Source organism: Bradyrhizobium diazoefficiens, from assembly GCF_016616235.1.
GTDB classification, from domain to species: domain Bacteria; phylum Pseudomonadota; class Alphaproteobacteria; order Rhizobiales; family Xanthobacteraceae; genus Bradyrhizobium; species Bradyrhizobium diazoefficiens_H.
Window position 1 is genome coordinate 257572 of record NZ_CP067100.1, and the last position, 15184, is coordinate 272755.

General features: G+C 65.4%; 16 protein-coding genes. 5 read left to right on the forward strand and 11 right to left on the reverse strand.

The features are described 5' to 3' along the window. Positions 1-225: 225 nt before the first annotated feature. Positions 226-966 carry a sulfate transporter family protein gene (locus JJB99_RS01145; RefSeq protein ID WP_200496999.1) on the forward strand — a complete coding sequence of 247 codons (741 nt, stop codon included), beginning with the start codon at positions 226-228 and terminating at the stop codon, positions 964-966. A 21-nt stretch (positions 967-987) separates the two neighbouring features. On the opposite strand, the gene nth is transcribed toward JJB99_RS01145, so the two are convergent. After that, entirely contained in the window at positions 988-1758 is a 771-nt protein-coding gene (gene nth, locus JJB99_RS01150; RefSeq protein ID WP_200497000.1) for an endonuclease III, read from the reverse strand. A gap of 22 nt (positions 1759-1780) precedes the next feature. Between nth and JJB99_RS01155 the strand changes: the two genes are divergently transcribed. Both JJB99_RS01155 and JJB99_RS01160 read left to right on the forward strand, forming a co-directional pair. After that, the gene (locus tag JJB99_RS01155; RefSeq protein ID WP_200497001.1) at positions 1781-2299 is read left to right on the forward strand and encodes a DUF2244 domain-containing protein; all 519 of its coding nucleotides are present in this window, start codon (positions 1781-1783) and stop codon (positions 2297-2299) included. Positions 2300-2354: 55 nt separating this feature from the next. Then, entirely contained in the window at positions 2355-3251 is an 897-nt protein-coding gene (locus JJB99_RS01160) for a methylated-DNA--[protein]-cysteine S-methyltransferase (RefSeq protein ID WP_200497002.1), read from the forward strand. A gap of 212 nt (positions 3252-3463) precedes the next feature. On the opposite strand, the gene JJB99_RS01165 is transcribed toward JJB99_RS01160, so the two are convergent. From JJB99_RS01165 to dnaK, 8 genes are all read right to left on the reverse strand, one after another. Further along, positions 3464-4087, reverse strand: a complete 624-nt coding sequence (locus tag JJB99_RS01165; protein ID WP_200497003.1) for a 2,3-bisphosphoglycerate-dependent phosphoglycerate mutase — start codon at positions 4085-4087, stop codon at positions 3464-3466. 19 nt (positions 4088-4106) lie between these two features. Continuing rightward, on the reverse strand, positions 4107-4922 hold the full coding sequence (dapB, locus tag JJB99_RS01170; RefSeq protein ID WP_200497004.1) for a 4-hydroxy-tetrahydrodipicolinate reductase: 816 nt from the start codon (positions 4920-4922) through the stop codon (positions 4107-4109). Between the two features lie 237 nt (positions 4923-5159). Next, the gene (locus JJB99_RS01175; protein WP_200497005.1) at positions 5160-5471 is read right to left on the reverse strand and encodes a DUF1330 domain-containing protein; all 312 of its coding nucleotides are present in this window, start codon (positions 5469-5471) and stop codon (positions 5160-5162) included. A gap of 26 nt (positions 5472-5497) precedes the next feature. Next, positions 5498-6208, reverse strand: a complete 711-nt coding sequence (gene pyrF / locus JJB99_RS01180; RefSeq protein WP_200497006.1) for an orotidine-5'-phosphate decarboxylase — start codon at positions 6206-6208, stop codon at positions 5498-5500. A 6-nt stretch (positions 6209-6214) separates the two neighbouring features. After that, the gene (locus tag JJB99_RS01185; protein WP_200497007.1) at positions 6215-6793 is read right to left on the reverse strand and encodes an NADPH-dependent FMN reductase; all 579 of its coding nucleotides are present in this window, start codon (positions 6791-6793) and stop codon (positions 6215-6217) included. Between the two features lie 57 nt (positions 6794-6850). Continuing rightward, positions 6851-7450, reverse strand: coding sequence for a class I SAM-dependent methyltransferase (locus JJB99_RS01190; protein ID WP_200497008.1), 600 nt, complete (start codon positions 7448-7450; stop codon positions 6851-6853). Positions 7451-7538: 88 nt separating this feature from the next. Further along, the gene (dnaJ, locus tag JJB99_RS01195; protein WP_200497009.1) at positions 7539-8666 is read right to left on the reverse strand and encodes a molecular chaperone DnaJ; all 1128 of its coding nucleotides are present in this window, start codon (positions 8664-8666) and stop codon (positions 7539-7541) included. A gap of 245 nt (positions 8667-8911) precedes the next feature. Next, entirely contained in the window at positions 8912-10813 is a 1902-nt protein-coding gene (gene dnaK, locus JJB99_RS01200; protein ID WP_008539807.1) for a molecular chaperone DnaK, read from the reverse strand. Positions 10814-11209: 396 nt separating this feature from the next. Here dnaK and JJB99_RS01205 point away from each other — a divergent pair, with 396 nt between their 5' ends. Together JJB99_RS01205 and pncA are read left to right on the forward strand one after the other, a co-directional pair. After that, a complete protein-coding gene (locus JJB99_RS01205; protein WP_200497010.1) occupies positions 11210-12151 on the forward strand; it encodes a hypothetical protein in 942 nt (313 codons plus the stop codon). 296 nt (positions 12152-12447) lie between these two features. After that, complete coding sequence (gene pncA / locus JJB99_RS01210) at positions 12448-13170, forward strand: bifunctional nicotinamidase/pyrazinamidase (RefSeq protein WP_200497011.1); 723 nt, start codon at positions 12448-12450, stop codon at positions 13168-13170. Between the two features lie 136 nt (positions 13171-13306). Here the strand turns inward: pncA and grpE are convergent, their stop codons facing one another. Beyond that, on the reverse strand, positions 13307-13924 hold the full coding sequence (gene grpE, locus JJB99_RS01215; protein WP_200497012.1) for a nucleotide exchange factor GrpE: 618 nt from the start codon (positions 13922-13924) through the stop codon (positions 13307-13309). Positions 13925-14020: 96 nt separating this feature from the next. Further along, complete coding sequence (gene hrcA, locus JJB99_RS01220; protein WP_200497013.1) at positions 14021-15109, reverse strand: heat-inducible transcriptional repressor HrcA; 1089 nt, start codon at positions 15107-15109, stop codon at positions 14021-14023. Between the last annotated feature and the right edge of the window lie 75 nt (positions 15110-15184).

Here is a 15184-nt window from a genome sequence, read left to right on the forward strand (position 1 = left end):
GTAGCTCTCTCGTGCCCCGGACGCAGCGCAGCGCTTCTTCAGCGGTGCGCTGCAGAGCCGGGGCCCAGGAGCGCGGCGAGATGGGTCCCGGCTCTGCGTCGCGTCATTTCATGCCGCGCCGCGTCCGGGACACGAGAGCCTAGCCCACTGCGACGGATCACCCGCCCTTGCCGAAGCCGCATTGGGTGTCTACCTCTCGCCGGTCGTTTCCTGAAAGGGTCCCCCATGCTGGATGCCGCCGCAAAGGCGCTGTCGCAAATGTTCTCGCCGCCGATGCGCTCGATCCTGTGGCGATCGATCGGGGTTGCGCTGGTGCTGATCACCGTGCTGGCGGTCGGCCTGCAGCGGCTGCTGAGCTGGTTTGCGGCCCATGGCGAGGTCTGGCTGGAGGGCTTGCTCGGGCCGGGCTGGCATTCCTCGCTCGAGGTGCTGGCCTGGATCGTCTCGATCGCGGCCGGCCTCGGCGTCGTCTTCGGCGGCGTGTTCCTGATGCCGGCGATCACCTCGCTGGTGGCGAGCCTGTTCGTCGACGACGTCGCCGACATCGTCGAGCGCGAGCATTACCCCGCCGAGCGTCCGGGCGTGGCGCTGCCGTTCAGCCAGGCGATCTTCGAAGGCATCAAGACCGCGCTGCTGACGATATTGGTGTATCTGGCCGCGCTGCCGCTGGTGCTGTTCGCCGGCGCGGGTTTCCTGATCTTCTTCCTCGCCGCCGCCTGGCTGCTCGGCCGCGAATATTTCGAGCTCGCCGCAATGCGCTTCCGCTCGCCGGAGGAGGCCAAGGCGATGCGGCGCGCCAATGCCGCGACCATCTTCACCGCCGGCCTCTTCATCGCCGCCTTCGTCTCGATCCCGGTCGTCAATCTCGCGACACCGATCTTCGCCATGGCCTTCATGGTCCACATGCACAAGCGCCTGTCCGGCCCGCGACCCGAGCTGATCGAGCCGGTGCGGCAGATGCGGTGAGACCGCCGGCGCGCGGCCTGCTCAGACCGTCTTCTCCGGCCACCGGCAGAGATCGTTGATCAGGCACACTTCGCAGCGCGGCTTGCGCGCGAGGCAGGTATAGCGGCCGTGCAGGATCAGCCAGTGATGCGCATGCAGCATGAACTCGGCCGGGATCACCTTTTCAAGACCGAGCTCGACCTCGAGCGGCGTCTTGCCGGGCGCAAGTCCCGTGCGGTTGCCGACGCGGAAGACATGCGTGTCGACCGCCATGGTGTGCTCGCCAAAAGCCATGTTGAGCACGACATTGGCGGTTTTGCGCCCGGCACCGGGTAGCGACTCGATCTCCGCGCGGGTGCGCGGCACCTCGCCGCCGAAATCGCTGAGGATCTTTGCCGACAGCGCAATCACGTTCTTCGCCTTGGTCCGGTAGAGGCCGATGGTCTTGATGTAGTCGCGCAGGCGCTCCTCGCCGAGATCGAGCATCTTTTGCGGCGTATCGGCGACCTCGAACAGCGCACGCGTCGCCTTGTTGACCCCGGCATCGGTCGCCTGCGCCGACAGCACCACCGCGACCAGCAGCGTGAACGGATTGACGTGCTCGAGTTCGCCCTTCGGCTCGGGATTGGCTTTGCGGAAACGGCTGAAGACCTCGTGGATCTCGGCGGGCGTCCAGGGTCTGGTGGCTCTGAGCGATTTCTTCGCGGGGGCCTTGTTCTTAGGCGAGGCCTTGGGCTTCGCGACGGCCCGCTTTGCCTTTTTCTTCGGCATCGGCGCTTTGCGCGGAGCCGGCTTGCGGGTGATTTTCGCCATGATCGGGATATACTGGGGGACGATGAGCACAGGCAACGAAATTGAGCGCGACAGCGAGGTGCAGATATTCTCGGCACTGCTGACGCCGCATCGCTCCCTGAACCGCACCGGCTTCCTCTCGGTGATGCTGTTCCTGAGCGCCATCAGTTTTGCCACCGGCCTCGCCTTCCTGATGAAGGGCGCCTGGCCGGTCCTCGGCTTTTTCGGCCTCGACGTGCTCGTGGTCTGGTGGGCCTTCAAGGCCAATTTCCGCACCGCCCGGGCGCGCGAGGAGATTACCGTGACGGCCTCCGAACTGCGCGTGAGGCGCATCAGCCATCGCGGCCAGGTCGCCGAATGGACCTTCAATCCGCTCTGGGTTCGTCTCGACATGGAGGTCGACGAGGATTTTGGCATCGAGCATCTCTATCTGATCTCGCGCGGCCATCAGATCCAGATCGCCCGCTTCCTCGGACCTGACGAAAAAGCCAGTTTTTATAAAGGCTTGGTCGAGGCGCTGAACGCCGCCAAGCGCGGCCCGACCTACAACCCCGTCTCCTGATATCACCTCGGAAATCGGGTGGTTTCGACGCCGGCTCTCTCCTACATTTGCGGGCATGATGACACTCGCCATACATGACCAGCGCCTGGCCAAGCCGGGCCCCCAGAACGCCGCGCTACGCGATTACGATTCGGTGCGCCGGGCGATCGCATTCATCTCGGAGAACTGGCGCGCGCAGCCGACCATCGAGGCGATGGCGGATGCGGCCGGCGTCACGCCGGACGAGCTGCACCATCTGTTCCGGCGCTGGGCATCGATCACGCCCAAGGCCTTCATGCAGGCGCTCACCCTCGACCATGCGAAGGGACTCTTGCGGGACTCGGCGAGCATCCTCGATGCGGCACTCGACTCCGGTTTGTCGGGGCCGGGCCGGCTGCACGATCTCTTCGTCACCCACGAGGCGATGTCGCCGGGCGAATGGAAGAACGGCGGCGCGGGCCTGATCTTGCGCTACGGCTTCCATCCCTCGCCGTTCGGCACCGCGATCGTGATCGCGACCGATCGCGGCCTGTCGGGCCTGGCCTTCGCCGACCACGGTGAGGAAAAGGTCGCGCTCGCCGACATGACGCGGCGCTGGCCGAACGCGACCTATGTGGAAGATCACGAAGGCACCGCGTCGCTCGCCCAGCGCATCTTCGACACCAAGCTGTGGCGGCCCGACCAGCCGCTGCGCGTGGTCCTGATCGGCACCGATTTCGAGGTGCGGGTGTGGGAGACGCTATTGAAGATCCCGATGGGCCGCGCGGTGTCCTATTCGGATATCGCCTGCAACATCGACAGCCCGAAGGCCTCGCGCGCCGTCGGCGCGGCAATCGGCAAGAACCCGGTCTCCTTCGTCGTGCCCTGCCACCGCGCCCTCGGTAAGAGCGGCAAGCTCACCGGCTACCACTGGGGCATCACCCGCAAGCAGGCGATGCTGGGCTGGGAAGCCGGGCGGCTGGGGATGCAGTAAATTCTTCTCCCTCGCCCCGGTCATGTCCGCCGAAGCCTTTGGCGAAGGCGGATGCGGGGCCGCGACGAGCTTCGCTCGCGCTGAGAGGGTCGGGGTGAGTGGGAGCCTCCGCAGGGATGGTGATAGTCGGACTCGCGGAGAGTCCCCCTCACCCGGATTGCATCTTCGATGCAATCCGGCCTCTCCCCGCACGCGGGGAGAGGCGAAGAAAGTCAGCCCGCCAGATCCAGCTTGGAGGCCACGGTCGAATCCGCATTGAGCCGGTAGATGATCGGCACGCCCGTCGCAAGCTCGCGCTTCAAGATGCCTTCGGGCGAGAGCTTTTCCAGCACCATGATCAGCGCGCGCAGCGAATTGCCGTGGGCGGCGACCAGCGTGCGCTTGCCGTTGAGCACGCCGGGCAGAATCTCCTGCACGTAATAGGGCAGTGCGCGCGCCAGCGTGTCCTTCAGGCTTTCGCCACCGGGCGGCGGCACGTCGTAGGAGCGCCGCCAGACATGCACCTGCTCCTCGCCCCATTTCTTGCGGGCGTCGTCCTTGTTGAGGCCGGAGAGATCGCCATAGTCGCGCTCGTTCAGCGCAAGGTTCTTCGAGGTCGGCAGACCTGTCTGGCCGAGTTCGCCGAGGATGAGGTCAAGCGTGTGCTGCGCGCGCGTCAAGATGGAGGTGAAGGCGACGTCGAACACGAGGCCCTGCGCCTTCAGCTTGCGGCCGGCCTCAGAGGCTTCCTTCACGCCGAGCTCGGTCAGGTCGGGGTCCTTCCAGCCCGTGAACAGGTTCTTCAGATTCCATTCGCTCTGGCCGTGGCGCACGAGCACGAGGAGACGTTCGCTCATCAACTGCTTTCCGTGTTGTTCAGATGTCGGACAGGCCGAGCACGTCGGCCATGGAGTAGTGACCCGGTTTCTTGCCATGCGCCCACAGCGCCGCCTTGAGCGCGCCATGGGCGAACAGCATGCGGTCCTCGGCCTGATGCGACAGCGTCAGGCGCTCGAACGGGCCGAGGAAGGTCACGCTGTGGTCGCCGGCGACGGTGCCGCCGCGCAAGGAGGCAAAACCGATATGGCCCGGCCTGCGTGCGCCGGTGATGCCGTCACGGCCGCGCTCGGAATGGTCGTCGAGCGTGACGCCGCGGCCGCTGGCTGCGGCCTGCCCCAGCATCAGCGCCGTCCCGGAGGGCGCATCGATCTTCATCCGATGATGGGTCTCGACGATCTCGATGTCGAAACTCTCGTCGAGCGCCTTGGCGACGCGCTTGACCACCGCGGCGAGCAGATTGACGCCGAGGCTCATATTGCCTGACTGCACCACGACGGCGCGGTTGGTGACGCTCTTGATCACGGCGTTGTCGGAGCCCGACAGGCCGGTGGTGCCGATGACATGGACGAGGCCGCGCTCGGCGGCGATCGCGACATTGGCGATGGTCGCGGCCGGCACGGTGAAGTCGAGGATGCCGTCGGCATCCTTCGCCATCGCCCAGAGATCGGCCGACAGCTTGATGCCGTTGGCCGGCAGGCCCGCAAGCACGCCGGCATCCTTGCCGAGCATCTCCGAGCCCGGCGCCTCCAGCGCGCCCGCCAGCACCGCGCCCTTGCTCTCGGCAATCGCCCGCGTCAGCGCCCGGCCCATCCGGCCGCCGGCTCCAGCAACAATCAAGCGCATGTCGGACATGGTGTGATCCTCTTCGCCGCCGTTGTAGCGGGGGGACGCAGTTCCGGCAACCGAGCGGGATCGCGGGGCGCGCTTACCCTCCCCTGGAGGGGGTCGGCTCACATGGAGCGCAGCGGAATGTGAGACGGGGTGGGGTGAAAGTCTCTCCACGATGAACAATGCCCGAGTGGAGAGATCACCCCACCCCGCTCGCGCTGCGCGCGATCGACCCTCCCGCTCCAGGGGAGGGTAAGAAGCTCAGCCGTCCTGCGGCTGCGGGCCGTCGTAGCCCTCGATGATGATGAGGTCGGCGATGGAGTGCGGCTGGCGCACCTTGATATTGGCCTGGTATTCCGGCGAGTTGTAGCAGGCGATCGCGGTCTCATAGTCCGGGAATTCGATCACGACGTTGCGGGTGCGGCTGGAGCCTTCGACGGTGGTGAACTTGCCGGCGCGGACGACGAAGCGGCCGCCCCACTTCTTGAAGATCGGACCGTTGGCGACGGCATAGGGCTTGTAGCCCTCGTCACTGCTCACATCGACGCGCCCGATCCAGTAGCCTTTTGCCATTGTTCTTCTCCCTTGTTGCTTGACGGTTAGCCGAGCGCCTGCGCGATCTCGGCCTGGATGGCTTCAGCGACCGCCTTGGGCTCAGTGGCTTCCACCACCGGCCGCCCGACGACGAGATAATCCGCGCCCGCGACAATCGCGCGACCGGGCGTCATAATGCGCTTCTGGTCGCCGGTCGCCGAGCCCGCCGGACGGATGCCGGGCGTGACGAGATGCATCTGGTGGCCGACGATCTTGCGCAGGCTACCGACCTCTTCGGGCGAGGACACCAGCCCGTCGACGCCGAGCGCCTGCGCCTGTTGCGCACGCGCTTCGACCAGCTCGGCGACGCCGAGCCGATAGCCGGCTGCGTGCAAATCATCCTCGTTGTAGGAGGTCAGCACGGTGACGGCGAGGATCTTCAGGCTCGCTGTGCCACGGCCTTCGACGGCGCCCTTCATGGTCTGTGGATAGGCGTGCACGGTAAGGAAGGTCGCGCCTAGCTTGGCGACGCTCTCGGTGCCACGCGCGACCGTGTTGCCGATGTCGTGCATCTTGAGATCGGCGAACACCTTCTTGCCCTTGTCGGCGAGTTTGCCGATCAGCGGCAGGCCGCCAGCATAGGCGAGCTGATAGCCGATCTTGTAGAAGCTGACGCTATCGCCGAGCCGAGCGATCATCGCCTCCGCGGCATCGACGCTGGGCAGATCGAGCGCGACGATCAGGCGGTCTTTCGGGGCGATCTCGGCTGGAATCATGTCACCTCACATCATGCGTTGGGAAATGTCGATCAACTGCGCGACCAGCTGCTTCAACGCGGCGATATCGCCCTCGTTCTTCAGCCTGTCCATATCGTCATAGGCCTGATCGGCAAAGGCGAGCGTGAGCTGATTGGCAATCACGTTGGCGTGGCAGGAGGTCAGGATCAGGCGGAGCGCCTGGAGCGCACGCGCCGCGCCGAGCCGGCTCTGCGATGCGCCGGCAAGCGCGAAGGCGCGGCCCCGGAAGACGTCGCCGCGCGCCTCATGCAGCTCCTGCACGCGGCTGACCCAGTCGATCGCGTTCTTCAGGAGCGGCGGCACCGATGCGTTGTATTCGGGCGTGACGAACAAGACGCCATGGTGCGCACCGATCATCCGCCTGAGATTGATGGCATGCTTGGGAATGCCTGACTTGGCCTGAAGATCGCCGTCGTAGATCGGCAGCGGAAAATCGGCGAGTGAGACGCGGGTCACGTCGACACCGGCCTGGGCGAATTCATAGGCGGCGACGGCGGCCAGCTTCGCATTGTGCGAGCCGGTGCGCAGCGAGCCGGGAATGACCAGGATTTTGGGTGCGGGCATCCGCTTCCATGCGTTCGGCGAAACGAGTCCGCCGCGCAAAAGCAGATGCCGGCGGAATTAGTCCTTGCGATACACCCAGACGCGGGCCGGCGGAAGGTTCATCCAGATCCGTTCCGAGGCCTCTGTGGAGACGCCGGGCAGCGATTTCGGGATCGGCGGCACCACCGCATAGGTGAACTGGATGAAGGGCGCGCGGGGGGCGAGCGCCGTGAAGGCGTCGCGGATCAGCCGCAGCCGCGTCAGCATCGGCTTCGTCACCAGCGGCAGGCCGGAGACGACCGCGCTCGCCGGCGCGCTCAGCACATTCCAGAGCGTGTCGCGCAGGCGGTAGGCATCGCCCTGCACCACCTTGGCTTGCGGGTAGCGGTCGCGCAGCAGCGCGCAGAAGCCGGGATTGTATTCGACGAGGACGAGGCGCTTCTGGTCGACGCCGCGCTCGACCAGGGCCGAGGTGATGGCACCGGTGCCGGGCCCGAGCTCGACCACGGGGGCGTCCGAGTCGATATCGACGTAATGCGCCATGGTCCGGGCCAGCAGCTTGCCCGACGGCATCACTGCGCCCATGTGCAGCGGCTTTTCGATCCACGATCTGAGAAAGCGCACCTCGTCGTCGAGACGAGGCTTCTTCAACGCACGCGCGGACGATGGCAATGGCATGTCTGGACCGGACGGGACCGCGTGACCGCGGCGTGTCAGAAAATGGTCATAAACAGGTATAGGCCGAAGGCGGCACGGTCAAGACGAGTCAGTTCGCCCGATTACTGAAGAGATCCTTGACCTTGGCGAAGAAGCCGACCGACTCCGGCTGGGTATTGCCGGAGGACAGCTTCTCGAACTCGGCCAGCAATTCCTGCTGCTTCTTGGTGAGGTTCTGCGGGGTCTCGACCGCGACCTGGACGTACATGTCGCCCATCTGGCGCGAGCGCAGCACCGGCATGCCTTTTGATGCAATGCGGAATCGGCGGCCGGACTGGGTTCCGGCCGGCACCTTCACCTTGGTCTTGCCCTTGTCGATCGTCGGCACCTCGAATTCACCGCCAAGAGCGGCCGTCACCATCGAGATCGGCACCCGGCAATGCAGATCGGCGCCGTCGCGCTGGAACAGCTGGTGCTGGGCCAGCGACAGGAAGATGTAGAGGTCGCCGGGCGGACCGCCGCGGACGCCGGCTTCACCTTCGCCGGCAAGCCTGATCCTGGTGCCGTCCTCGACACCGGCGGGAATGTTGACCGAGAGCGTGCGCTCGCGGGTGACACGGCCCTGGCCCGCGCAGGACGGACAGGCGTCCTCGATCATCTGGCCGCGGCCCTGACAGCCGGGGCAGGTCCGCTCCAGCGTGAAGAAGCCCTGCGACTGCCGCACACGGCCAGCGCCGCCGCAGGTCGAGCAGGTCTTCGGCTTGGTGCCGGCCTTGGCGCCGATGCCCGAGCAGGCCTCGCAGGTGACCGAGACCGGGATTTCGATCTGCGCGGTCTTGCCGCCGAAGGCGTCCTCGAGCGTGATCTCCATGTTGTAGCGCAGGTCGGCCCCGCGCTCGCGGCCGCCGCGGCCGCGCTGTCCAGCCATGCCGAACAGATCCTCGAAAATATCCGAGAAGGAGGATGCGAAGCCCGCGCCGAAACCAGCACCGCCGCCACCCTGCTCGAAGGCGGCATGGCCGTAGCGGTCATAGGCGGCGCGCTTGTCCTTGTCCTTCAGGACCTCGTAGGCCTCGTTGATTTCCTTGAATCTGACTTCGCTGGTGTCGTCCCCGGGATTGCGGTCCGGGTGGAATTTCATCGCCAGCTTGCGGAACGACGATTTCAGCTTGGATTCGTCGGCATCGCGGTCGACTTCCAGGGTCTCGTAGTAGCAGCGCTTGGTGGACGTGGACATGTTGAGCTCGGTCTATCCAATCGCGATTCAAGTTGGAGCGAAACAGCGCTGCCACGCAATGATATAAGCGCCCTTCCGCCTCGCGGCAGAGAGCAGCCTGGCAGCGCTGAGAATAACGGCTGGAAATTGATCGATCGTAACGGGAGCCTGCGCCGGCGACCTCGACACGGAAGCCTCCCCCGCGAAGGGGGAGGCCGTTAGCGCGTGTGGGGTCCAAACCGTCCGCATCATCACCCTCTCGGGGTTCAGGCGGACTTCTTGTTGTTCTTGTCGTCGTCGACCTCGGTGAACTCCGCGTCGACGACGTCGTCCTTGGCCGCATCCTTCTTGGCGTCGGCCTCGGCCTGCTGCTTGTACATGGCCTCGCCGAGCTTCATCGAAGCCTGGGCCAGCGTCTGAGTCTTGGCCTTGATCGCCTCGGCATCGTCGCCCTTCAGCGCTTCCTTGAGGTCGCTGACGGCATCCTCGATGGCACGGCGCTCGCTCTCGGCGACCTTCGAACCGTGCTCGGCAAGCGCCTTCTCGGTCGAATGCACCAGACCATCCGCCTCGTTCTTGGCGGTGACGGCCTCGCGGCGCTTCTTGTCCGCCTCGGCATTGGCCTCGGCGTCCTTGACCATCTTCTCGATGTCGGCTTCCGACAGACCGCCGGAGGCCTGGATGCGGATCTGCTGCTCCTTGCCCGTGGCCTTGTCCTTGGCCGAGACGTTGACGATGCCGTTGGCGTCGATGTCGAACGTCACCTCGATCTGCGGCATGCCGCGCGGGGCCGGCGGAATGCCCATCAGGTCGAACTGACCGAGCATCTTGTTGTCGGCCGCCATCTCACGCTCGCCCTGGAAGACACGGATGGTGACCGCGTTCTGGTTGTCCTCGGCGGTCGAGAACACCTGGCTCTTCTTGGTCGGGATCGTGGTGTTGCGGTCGATGATGCGGGTGAACACGCCGCCCAGCGTCTCGATGCCCAGCGACAGCGGGGTCACGTCGAGCAGCAGCACGTCCTTGACGTCGCCCTGGAGCACGCCGGCCTGGATCGCGGCACCGATCGCCACGACTTCGTCCGGGTTGACGCCCTTGTGCGGCTCCTTGCCGAACAGCTGCTTCACGACTTCCTGGACCTTCGGCATGCGCGACATGCCGCCGACCAGAACCACTTCGCCGATCTCACCGGCGGTGACGCCGGCATCCTTCAGCGCCTTGCGGCAGGGCTCGACCGTCTTCTGGACGAGGTCGTCGACCAGCGCCTCGAACTTGGCACGGGTGAGCTTCATCGTCAGATGCTTCGGACCGGTCTGGTCCGCGGTGATGAAGGGCAGGTTGATCTCGGTCTGTGTCGTCGACGACAGCTCGATCTTGGCCTTTTCAGCGGCTTCCTTCAGGCGCTGCAACGCGAGCTTGTCGTTGCGCAGGTTGATGCCCTGCTCCTTCTGGAATTCATCGGCCAGATAACCCACGAGACGCATGTCGAAGTCTTCGCCGCCGAGGAAGGTGTCGCCGTTGGTCGACTTCACCTCGAACACGCCGTCGCCGATTTCGAGAATCGAGATATCGAACGTGCCGCCGCCGAGATCGTACACGGCGATGGTGCCGGCCTTGGTCTTGTCGAGGCCATAGGCCAGCGCGGCCGCGGTCGGCTCGTTGATGATGCGCAGTACTTCGAGGCCCGCGATCTTGCCGGCGTCCTTGGTGGCCTGACGCTGGGCGTCGTTGAAGTAGGCGGGAACGGTGATGACGGCCTGGTCGACCTTCTGGCCGAGATGGGCTTCCGCGGTCTCCTTCATCTTCTGCAGGATGAAGGCAGAGACCTGCGAAGGCGAGTAGGTCTGGCCGTCGGCCTCGACCCAGGCGTCGCCGTTGGAAGCCTTCACGATCTTGTACGGAACGAGCTTCTTGTCCTTCTCGACCATCGGGTCGTCGTAGCGGCGGCCGATCAGGCGCTTCACTGCGAAGAAGGTGCGCTCGGGATTGGTGACGGCCTGGCGCTTGGCCGGCTGGCCGACGAGGCGTTCACCGTCGTCGGTGACGGCGACGATCGAAGGCGTCGTGCGCATGCCTTCGGAATTCTCGATGACTTTGGCGTTCTTGCCATCCATCACGGCGACGCACGAATTCGTGGTGCCGAGGTCGATCCCAATGACCTTTCCCATGGTCCTGATATCCTTCTTTTTGCGGCAGGTTGGTTGGGCCCAAGAGGCACCCGAACCGAAACCCCCTAAGATCAAACATTCGCGATATTGCGATGGTTGGGGGTCATATAGGAGGGGGGGAGGGGCCCGCAAGGACCGAAGCTAAGTTTCGGCCGTGAAAACATCGGGTTTTGGAAGATCATGTCCGGGCTGGACCGCCCTTGCGGGTGAGGAATTATTAACAGGTTCAGGCATCAGCCCGCTACCGCCCCGTGATCCGGCGCGCCCTGTTGCCGGCGAGGCAAACCCGCTAAAAGGCGGACCAGCCGGACAGCCGCCATCCAGGCTGCTTCGCGCGACAAAGCGGCCCGGTCGCCGACCATCGAACGGCCTCAATGTGAACCAATCAGAGTGCCCATGAAGCTGATCCGCCCCCTCGCTGCGCTCGCCCTCCTCATTGCCGCCGCGCTCCCGGCCGTTGCTGCCGATGCCGTTTACCCGCCCGGACTTCGTCTCGGCATGGTGCCGCTGGTGGGCTTAAGCACGGCAAAAACCTTTCCGGGCTTCGAGAGCGAGGATGGCAGCGTCAAGGTGCTGATCACCGAGCTGCCACCGGCGGCCTATGGCGAGGTTGTCAGCGCCTTCAATGCCAATCCGGCCGGCACCAATGGCGTCAAGCAGGACAAGATCGAGACCCCCGCAGGCCTTGCCTATTTCACCACCGAAACCGGCAAGGCCGGCGACACCCCGGTGAAGCGCTATTCGATGATCGTGCCGGGCGCCGGCTTCTCCGGCTATGTCGCGGTGCAGATTCCGGAGAATGCGACCAAGATCTACACCGACGAGGCGGTGCGGCAGATGTTTGCCAGCGCCACCACCCGCAGGCAGGTCTCGGCCGAAGAGCAGATCGCGCTGATGCCGTTCAAGATCACCGACCTCGCCGACTTCAAGGACATCCGCACGCTGGCGCCGGGCGCCAGCATCATCCTCGCCGACGGCGACGAGAGCACCGGCTACGAGTCGAAGCCGTTCATGATCCTCGGGCTGATCGGTGCCACCCCACAAGCCGCCGACGACCGCGCCCGCTTCGCCCAGGAGGCCGCGCTCCAGATCCCTGGCGTGCGCGAGTCCCGCCTCACCATGTCCGAGCCGATCCGCATCAACGGCCAGCAGGGTTTTGAGACCCGGATCGACGGCGTCAGCGGCAAGGACAAGACCCCGGTGACCGTGGTGCAGTGGATCCGTTTCTCGAGCGGCGGCACCTCGCTGCGCATCATCGCCAGCGCCCCGCGCGACCAGTGGCCGGCCGCCTTCACCCGCTTCCGCGCCGTCCGCGACGGGATTCAGCCGAAGGGGTAGGCGAAGGCGGGCACAACACACTCGGTGTCATCCCCGCGAAGGCGGGGATCCATACCGCGTGATCTCGCCGTTGCAGTCGGTCGCAGTACCCACGAAGACTCTTCGCCGAACATCTCCCTGGGGGTATGGGTCCCGGATCGGCGCGCGCCCTGAGGGCGCGCTTGTCCGGGACGACGGTGATGTTGGGGCCAAGAGCCCAACCGCTCACCAAAGCCGGCTGCATTTTCGGGCTTCAGTTCGCTCGCGCGCGGAACTAGGCTTCGCTCCCGTTGGATCATCACAAGGGGAGACGAACGATGCTGGATCGGCGACAAGTCTTGACCATGCTGGGGACGACGGCGGTTGCAACCCTCGCTCCGACTGCACTCTTCGCCGCCGCCTCGATCAAGCCGGACGACGCCTCCGCGCTGCTCGTGATCGACGTGCAAAACTGCTTCCTGCCGGGCGGCAGCCTCGCGGTGAAGGAGGGCGAGCAGGTGGTGCCCGTCATCAACAGGATCGCGAAAGGCTTTGCGAATGTGGTGATGACACAGGACTGGCACACGCCCGGCCACATCTCGTTTGCGTCGGTCCACGCGGGCAAGAAGCCGTTCGAGACCATAGACCTTCCCTACGGCAAGCAGGTGCTGTGGCCGGACCATTGCGTGCAGGGCACCGATGGCGCCGGGCTGTCGAAGGACCTCGCGATTCCCCATGCCGAGCTCATCATCCGCAAGGGCTTTCACAAGGACGTCGACAGCTACTCGGCCTTCCTCGAAGCCGACGGCAAGACCTCGACCGGACTTGCCGGCTACCTGAAGGGGCGGAAGATCAAGCGCGTCTTTGTCGCCGGGCTTGCGACTGATTTCTGCGTCGCCTGGACCGCGCTCGACGCGCGCAAAGCGGGCTTTGAAGTCTATGTCGTGGAGGACGCCTGCCGCGGCATCGACAATCAGGGCTCGCTGGCAAAGGCCTGGGCCGACATGGCCAAGGCCGGCGTGAAGCGGATTCAGTCGGGCGATATCGCGGTGAGCGCGTAGGCGGCGTGAACTACTATCGGACCCTCATCCCGAGGAGCGCGCTTCTTCGCACGCGTCTCGAAGGATGAAGGCCCGCTGCAGCCGGGCCCGCATGGTTCGAGACGGCGCTCACGCGCTTCCTCATCATGAGGGTGAATCAGTTCGGCGCGCCGCTCGACTCGTTGTTGTTCGCGGCCGGCGCAGCCTTCGCGCCGCCCTTGGCGACCCCAACCAGAGCCGGGCGCAGCACGCGCTCGCCGATGGTGTAACCGGCCTGCATGACCTGCACCACGGTGCCCGCAGGCACCGACGCATCGGGCACTTCGAACATCGCCTGCTGAAAGTTCGGGTCGAATTTCTGGCCCAGCGGATCGAACTTCTTCACGCCGTGCTTTTCCAGCGCGTTGAGCAGCGAACGCTCGGTGAGCTCGACGCCCTCGATCAGCGAGATCAGGCCGGGATCGGCCGCGGCACGGGCCTCGGCCGGAACGGCATCGAGCGCGCGCTGGAGATTGTCGGCGATGTCGAGCACGTCGCGGGCAAAGCCGGTGATGCCGTAGAGGCGGGCGTCGGCGACCTCCTTGGTCGTGCGCTTGCGCAAATTCTCCATCTCGGCCAGCGTCCGCAGCATGCGGTCACGCGCCTCAGCGGCTTCCTTCTGCAGTGTCTCGACCGAGCCGGGCTCGGGATCGTCGGGCATGATGTAGGGCTTTGACACCACGGGCTCGCCGGTCGGCGCGGTCGTGTCTTCGGGTTGCCGGTCTCGATCGGTCATCGGCTCTAATCTCGAACTCGTTTGCAGGGATTGTTGGCCCGGATATCGTGCCTAAGCGTGCGAAAATCAAGCGCCCGTGATCGGCGCAAATGCCGGTCAGCCTCCCAAAAGGCGGCTGACGATGCGGGCGGCATAGTCCACGGTCGGGATCACGCGGGCATAATTCAGCCGCGTCGGCCCGATTACGCCCAAAACGCCGACGATGTGGCCGGCCGCGTCCCGATAGGGCGAGATGATCGTGGAGGAGCCCGACAAGGAGAACAATTTGTTCTCACTGCCGATGAAGATGCGCACGCCCTCGGCGGTCTCGGCCCGGCCGAGCAGGTCGATCACGCCGCGCTTGGTCTCGAGATCGTCGAATAGCAGACGGACCCGCTCCAGATCCTCCAGCGCGTGCAGATCCTCGAGCAGATTGGCATGGCCGCGCACGATCAGCTGGCGGTCCTCGTTCTCGCCGCCGGACCAGCTCGCAATACCCGCCGAGATCACCTTCTGCGTCAGCTGATCGAGCTCGGCGCGGGCCTCCGCAAGCGCGGTCTCGAGCTCGAGCCGCGCTTCGGCCAGCGTCCGGCCGCGGATGCGCGCATTGAGGAAATTGCCGGCCTCGGTGATCGCCGACGAGGGAACTCCGGGGGGCAGGGACAACACGCGGTTTTCGACCTGGCCGTCCTCGCCGACCAGGATCACCAGCGCCTTCTCCGGTTCCAGGCGGACGAATTCGATGTGTTTCAGCCGGGCATTGGATTTCGGCGTCAACACCACGGCCGCGGCGCGGGTGAGGCCCGACAGCCGCGTCAAGGCCTGGTCCAGCGCCGCCTCGACCGACTGCGCCTGGCCGACGGAGGGAAGCTGGCTCTGGATCGACTGCCGTTCGGCCTCGGTGAGATCCCCGACCTGCATCAGGGCATCGACAAAGAAACGCAGGCCGAGTTCCGTCGGCAGCCGGCCGGCGGAGGTGTGCGGAGCATAGATCAGGCCGAGCTGTTCCAGATCGGCCATCACGTTGCGGACCGAGGCCGGCGACAGCGGCATCGCGATCAGCCGCGAAATGTTGCGCGAGCCGACCGGCTCGCCGGTCGCCAGATAGCTTTCGACAATTTGACGAAAGATATCGCGGGAACGCTCGTTGAGCTGGGCGAGGCCTGCGCGCGGTGCGATCAGATGGATCGGATCGTGATGGGCCACAGACGGTAACTCCTCTCAGATACTCATAATTTGTCCATCCCGGGCGCTTCTGACAAGCGTCGCGTTTGCACGCTC

Coding starts and splice junctions, on each gene's coding strand:
- JJB99_RS01165 (WP_200497003.1), bottom strand. CDS start 4,087: ATGAGCGAACGTCTCCTCGTGCTCGTGCGCCACGGCCAGAGCGAATGG.
- nth (WP_200497000.1), bottom strand. CDS start 1,758: ATGGCGAAAATCACCCGCAAGCCGGCTCCGCGCAAAGCGCCGATGCCG.
- pyrF (WP_200497006.1), bottom strand. CDS start 6,208: ATGATTCCAGCCGAGATCGCCCCGAAAGACCGCCTGATCGTCGCGCTC.
- dnaK (WP_008539807.1), bottom strand. CDS start 10,813: ATGGGAAAGGTCATTGGGATCGACCTCGGCACCACGAATTCGTGCGTC.
- JJB99_RS01155 (WP_200497001.1), top strand. CDS start 1,781: ATGAGCACAGGCAACGAAATTGAGCGCGACAGCGAGGTGCAGATATTC.
- dnaJ (WP_200497009.1), bottom strand. CDS start 8,666: ATGTCCACGTCCACCAAGCGCTGCTACTACGAGACCCTGGAAGTCGAC.
- JJB99_RS01205 (WP_200497010.1), top strand. CDS start 11,210: ATGAAGCTGATCCGCCCCCTCGCTGCGCTCGCCCTCCTCATTGCCGCC.
- JJB99_RS01145 (WP_200496999.1), top strand. CDS start 226: ATGCTGGATGCCGCCGCAAAGGCGCTGTCGCAAATGTTCTCGCCGCCG.
- dapB (WP_200497004.1), bottom strand. CDS start 4,922: ATGTCCGACATGCGCTTGATTGTTGCTGGAGCCGGCGGCCGGATGGGC.
- pncA (WP_200497011.1), top strand. CDS start 12,448: ATGCTGGATCGGCGACAAGTCTTGACCATGCTGGGGACGACGGCGGTT.
- JJB99_RS01175 (WP_200497005.1), bottom strand. CDS start 5,471: ATGGCAAAAGGCTACTGGATCGGGCGCGTCGATGTGAGCAGTGACGAG.
- grpE (WP_200497012.1), bottom strand. CDS start 13,924: ATGACCGATCGAGACCGGCAACCCGAAGACACGACCGCGCCGACCGGC.
- JJB99_RS01185 (WP_200497007.1), bottom strand. CDS start 6,793: ATGCCCGCACCCAAAATCCTGGTCATTCCCGGCTCGCTGCGCACCGGC.
- JJB99_RS01160 (WP_200497002.1), top strand. CDS start 2,355: ATGATGACACTCGCCATACATGACCAGCGCCTGGCCAAGCCGGGCCCC.
- JJB99_RS01190 (WP_200497008.1), bottom strand. CDS start 7,450: ATGCCATTGCCATCGTCCGCGCGTGCGTTGAAGAAGCCTCGTCTCGAC.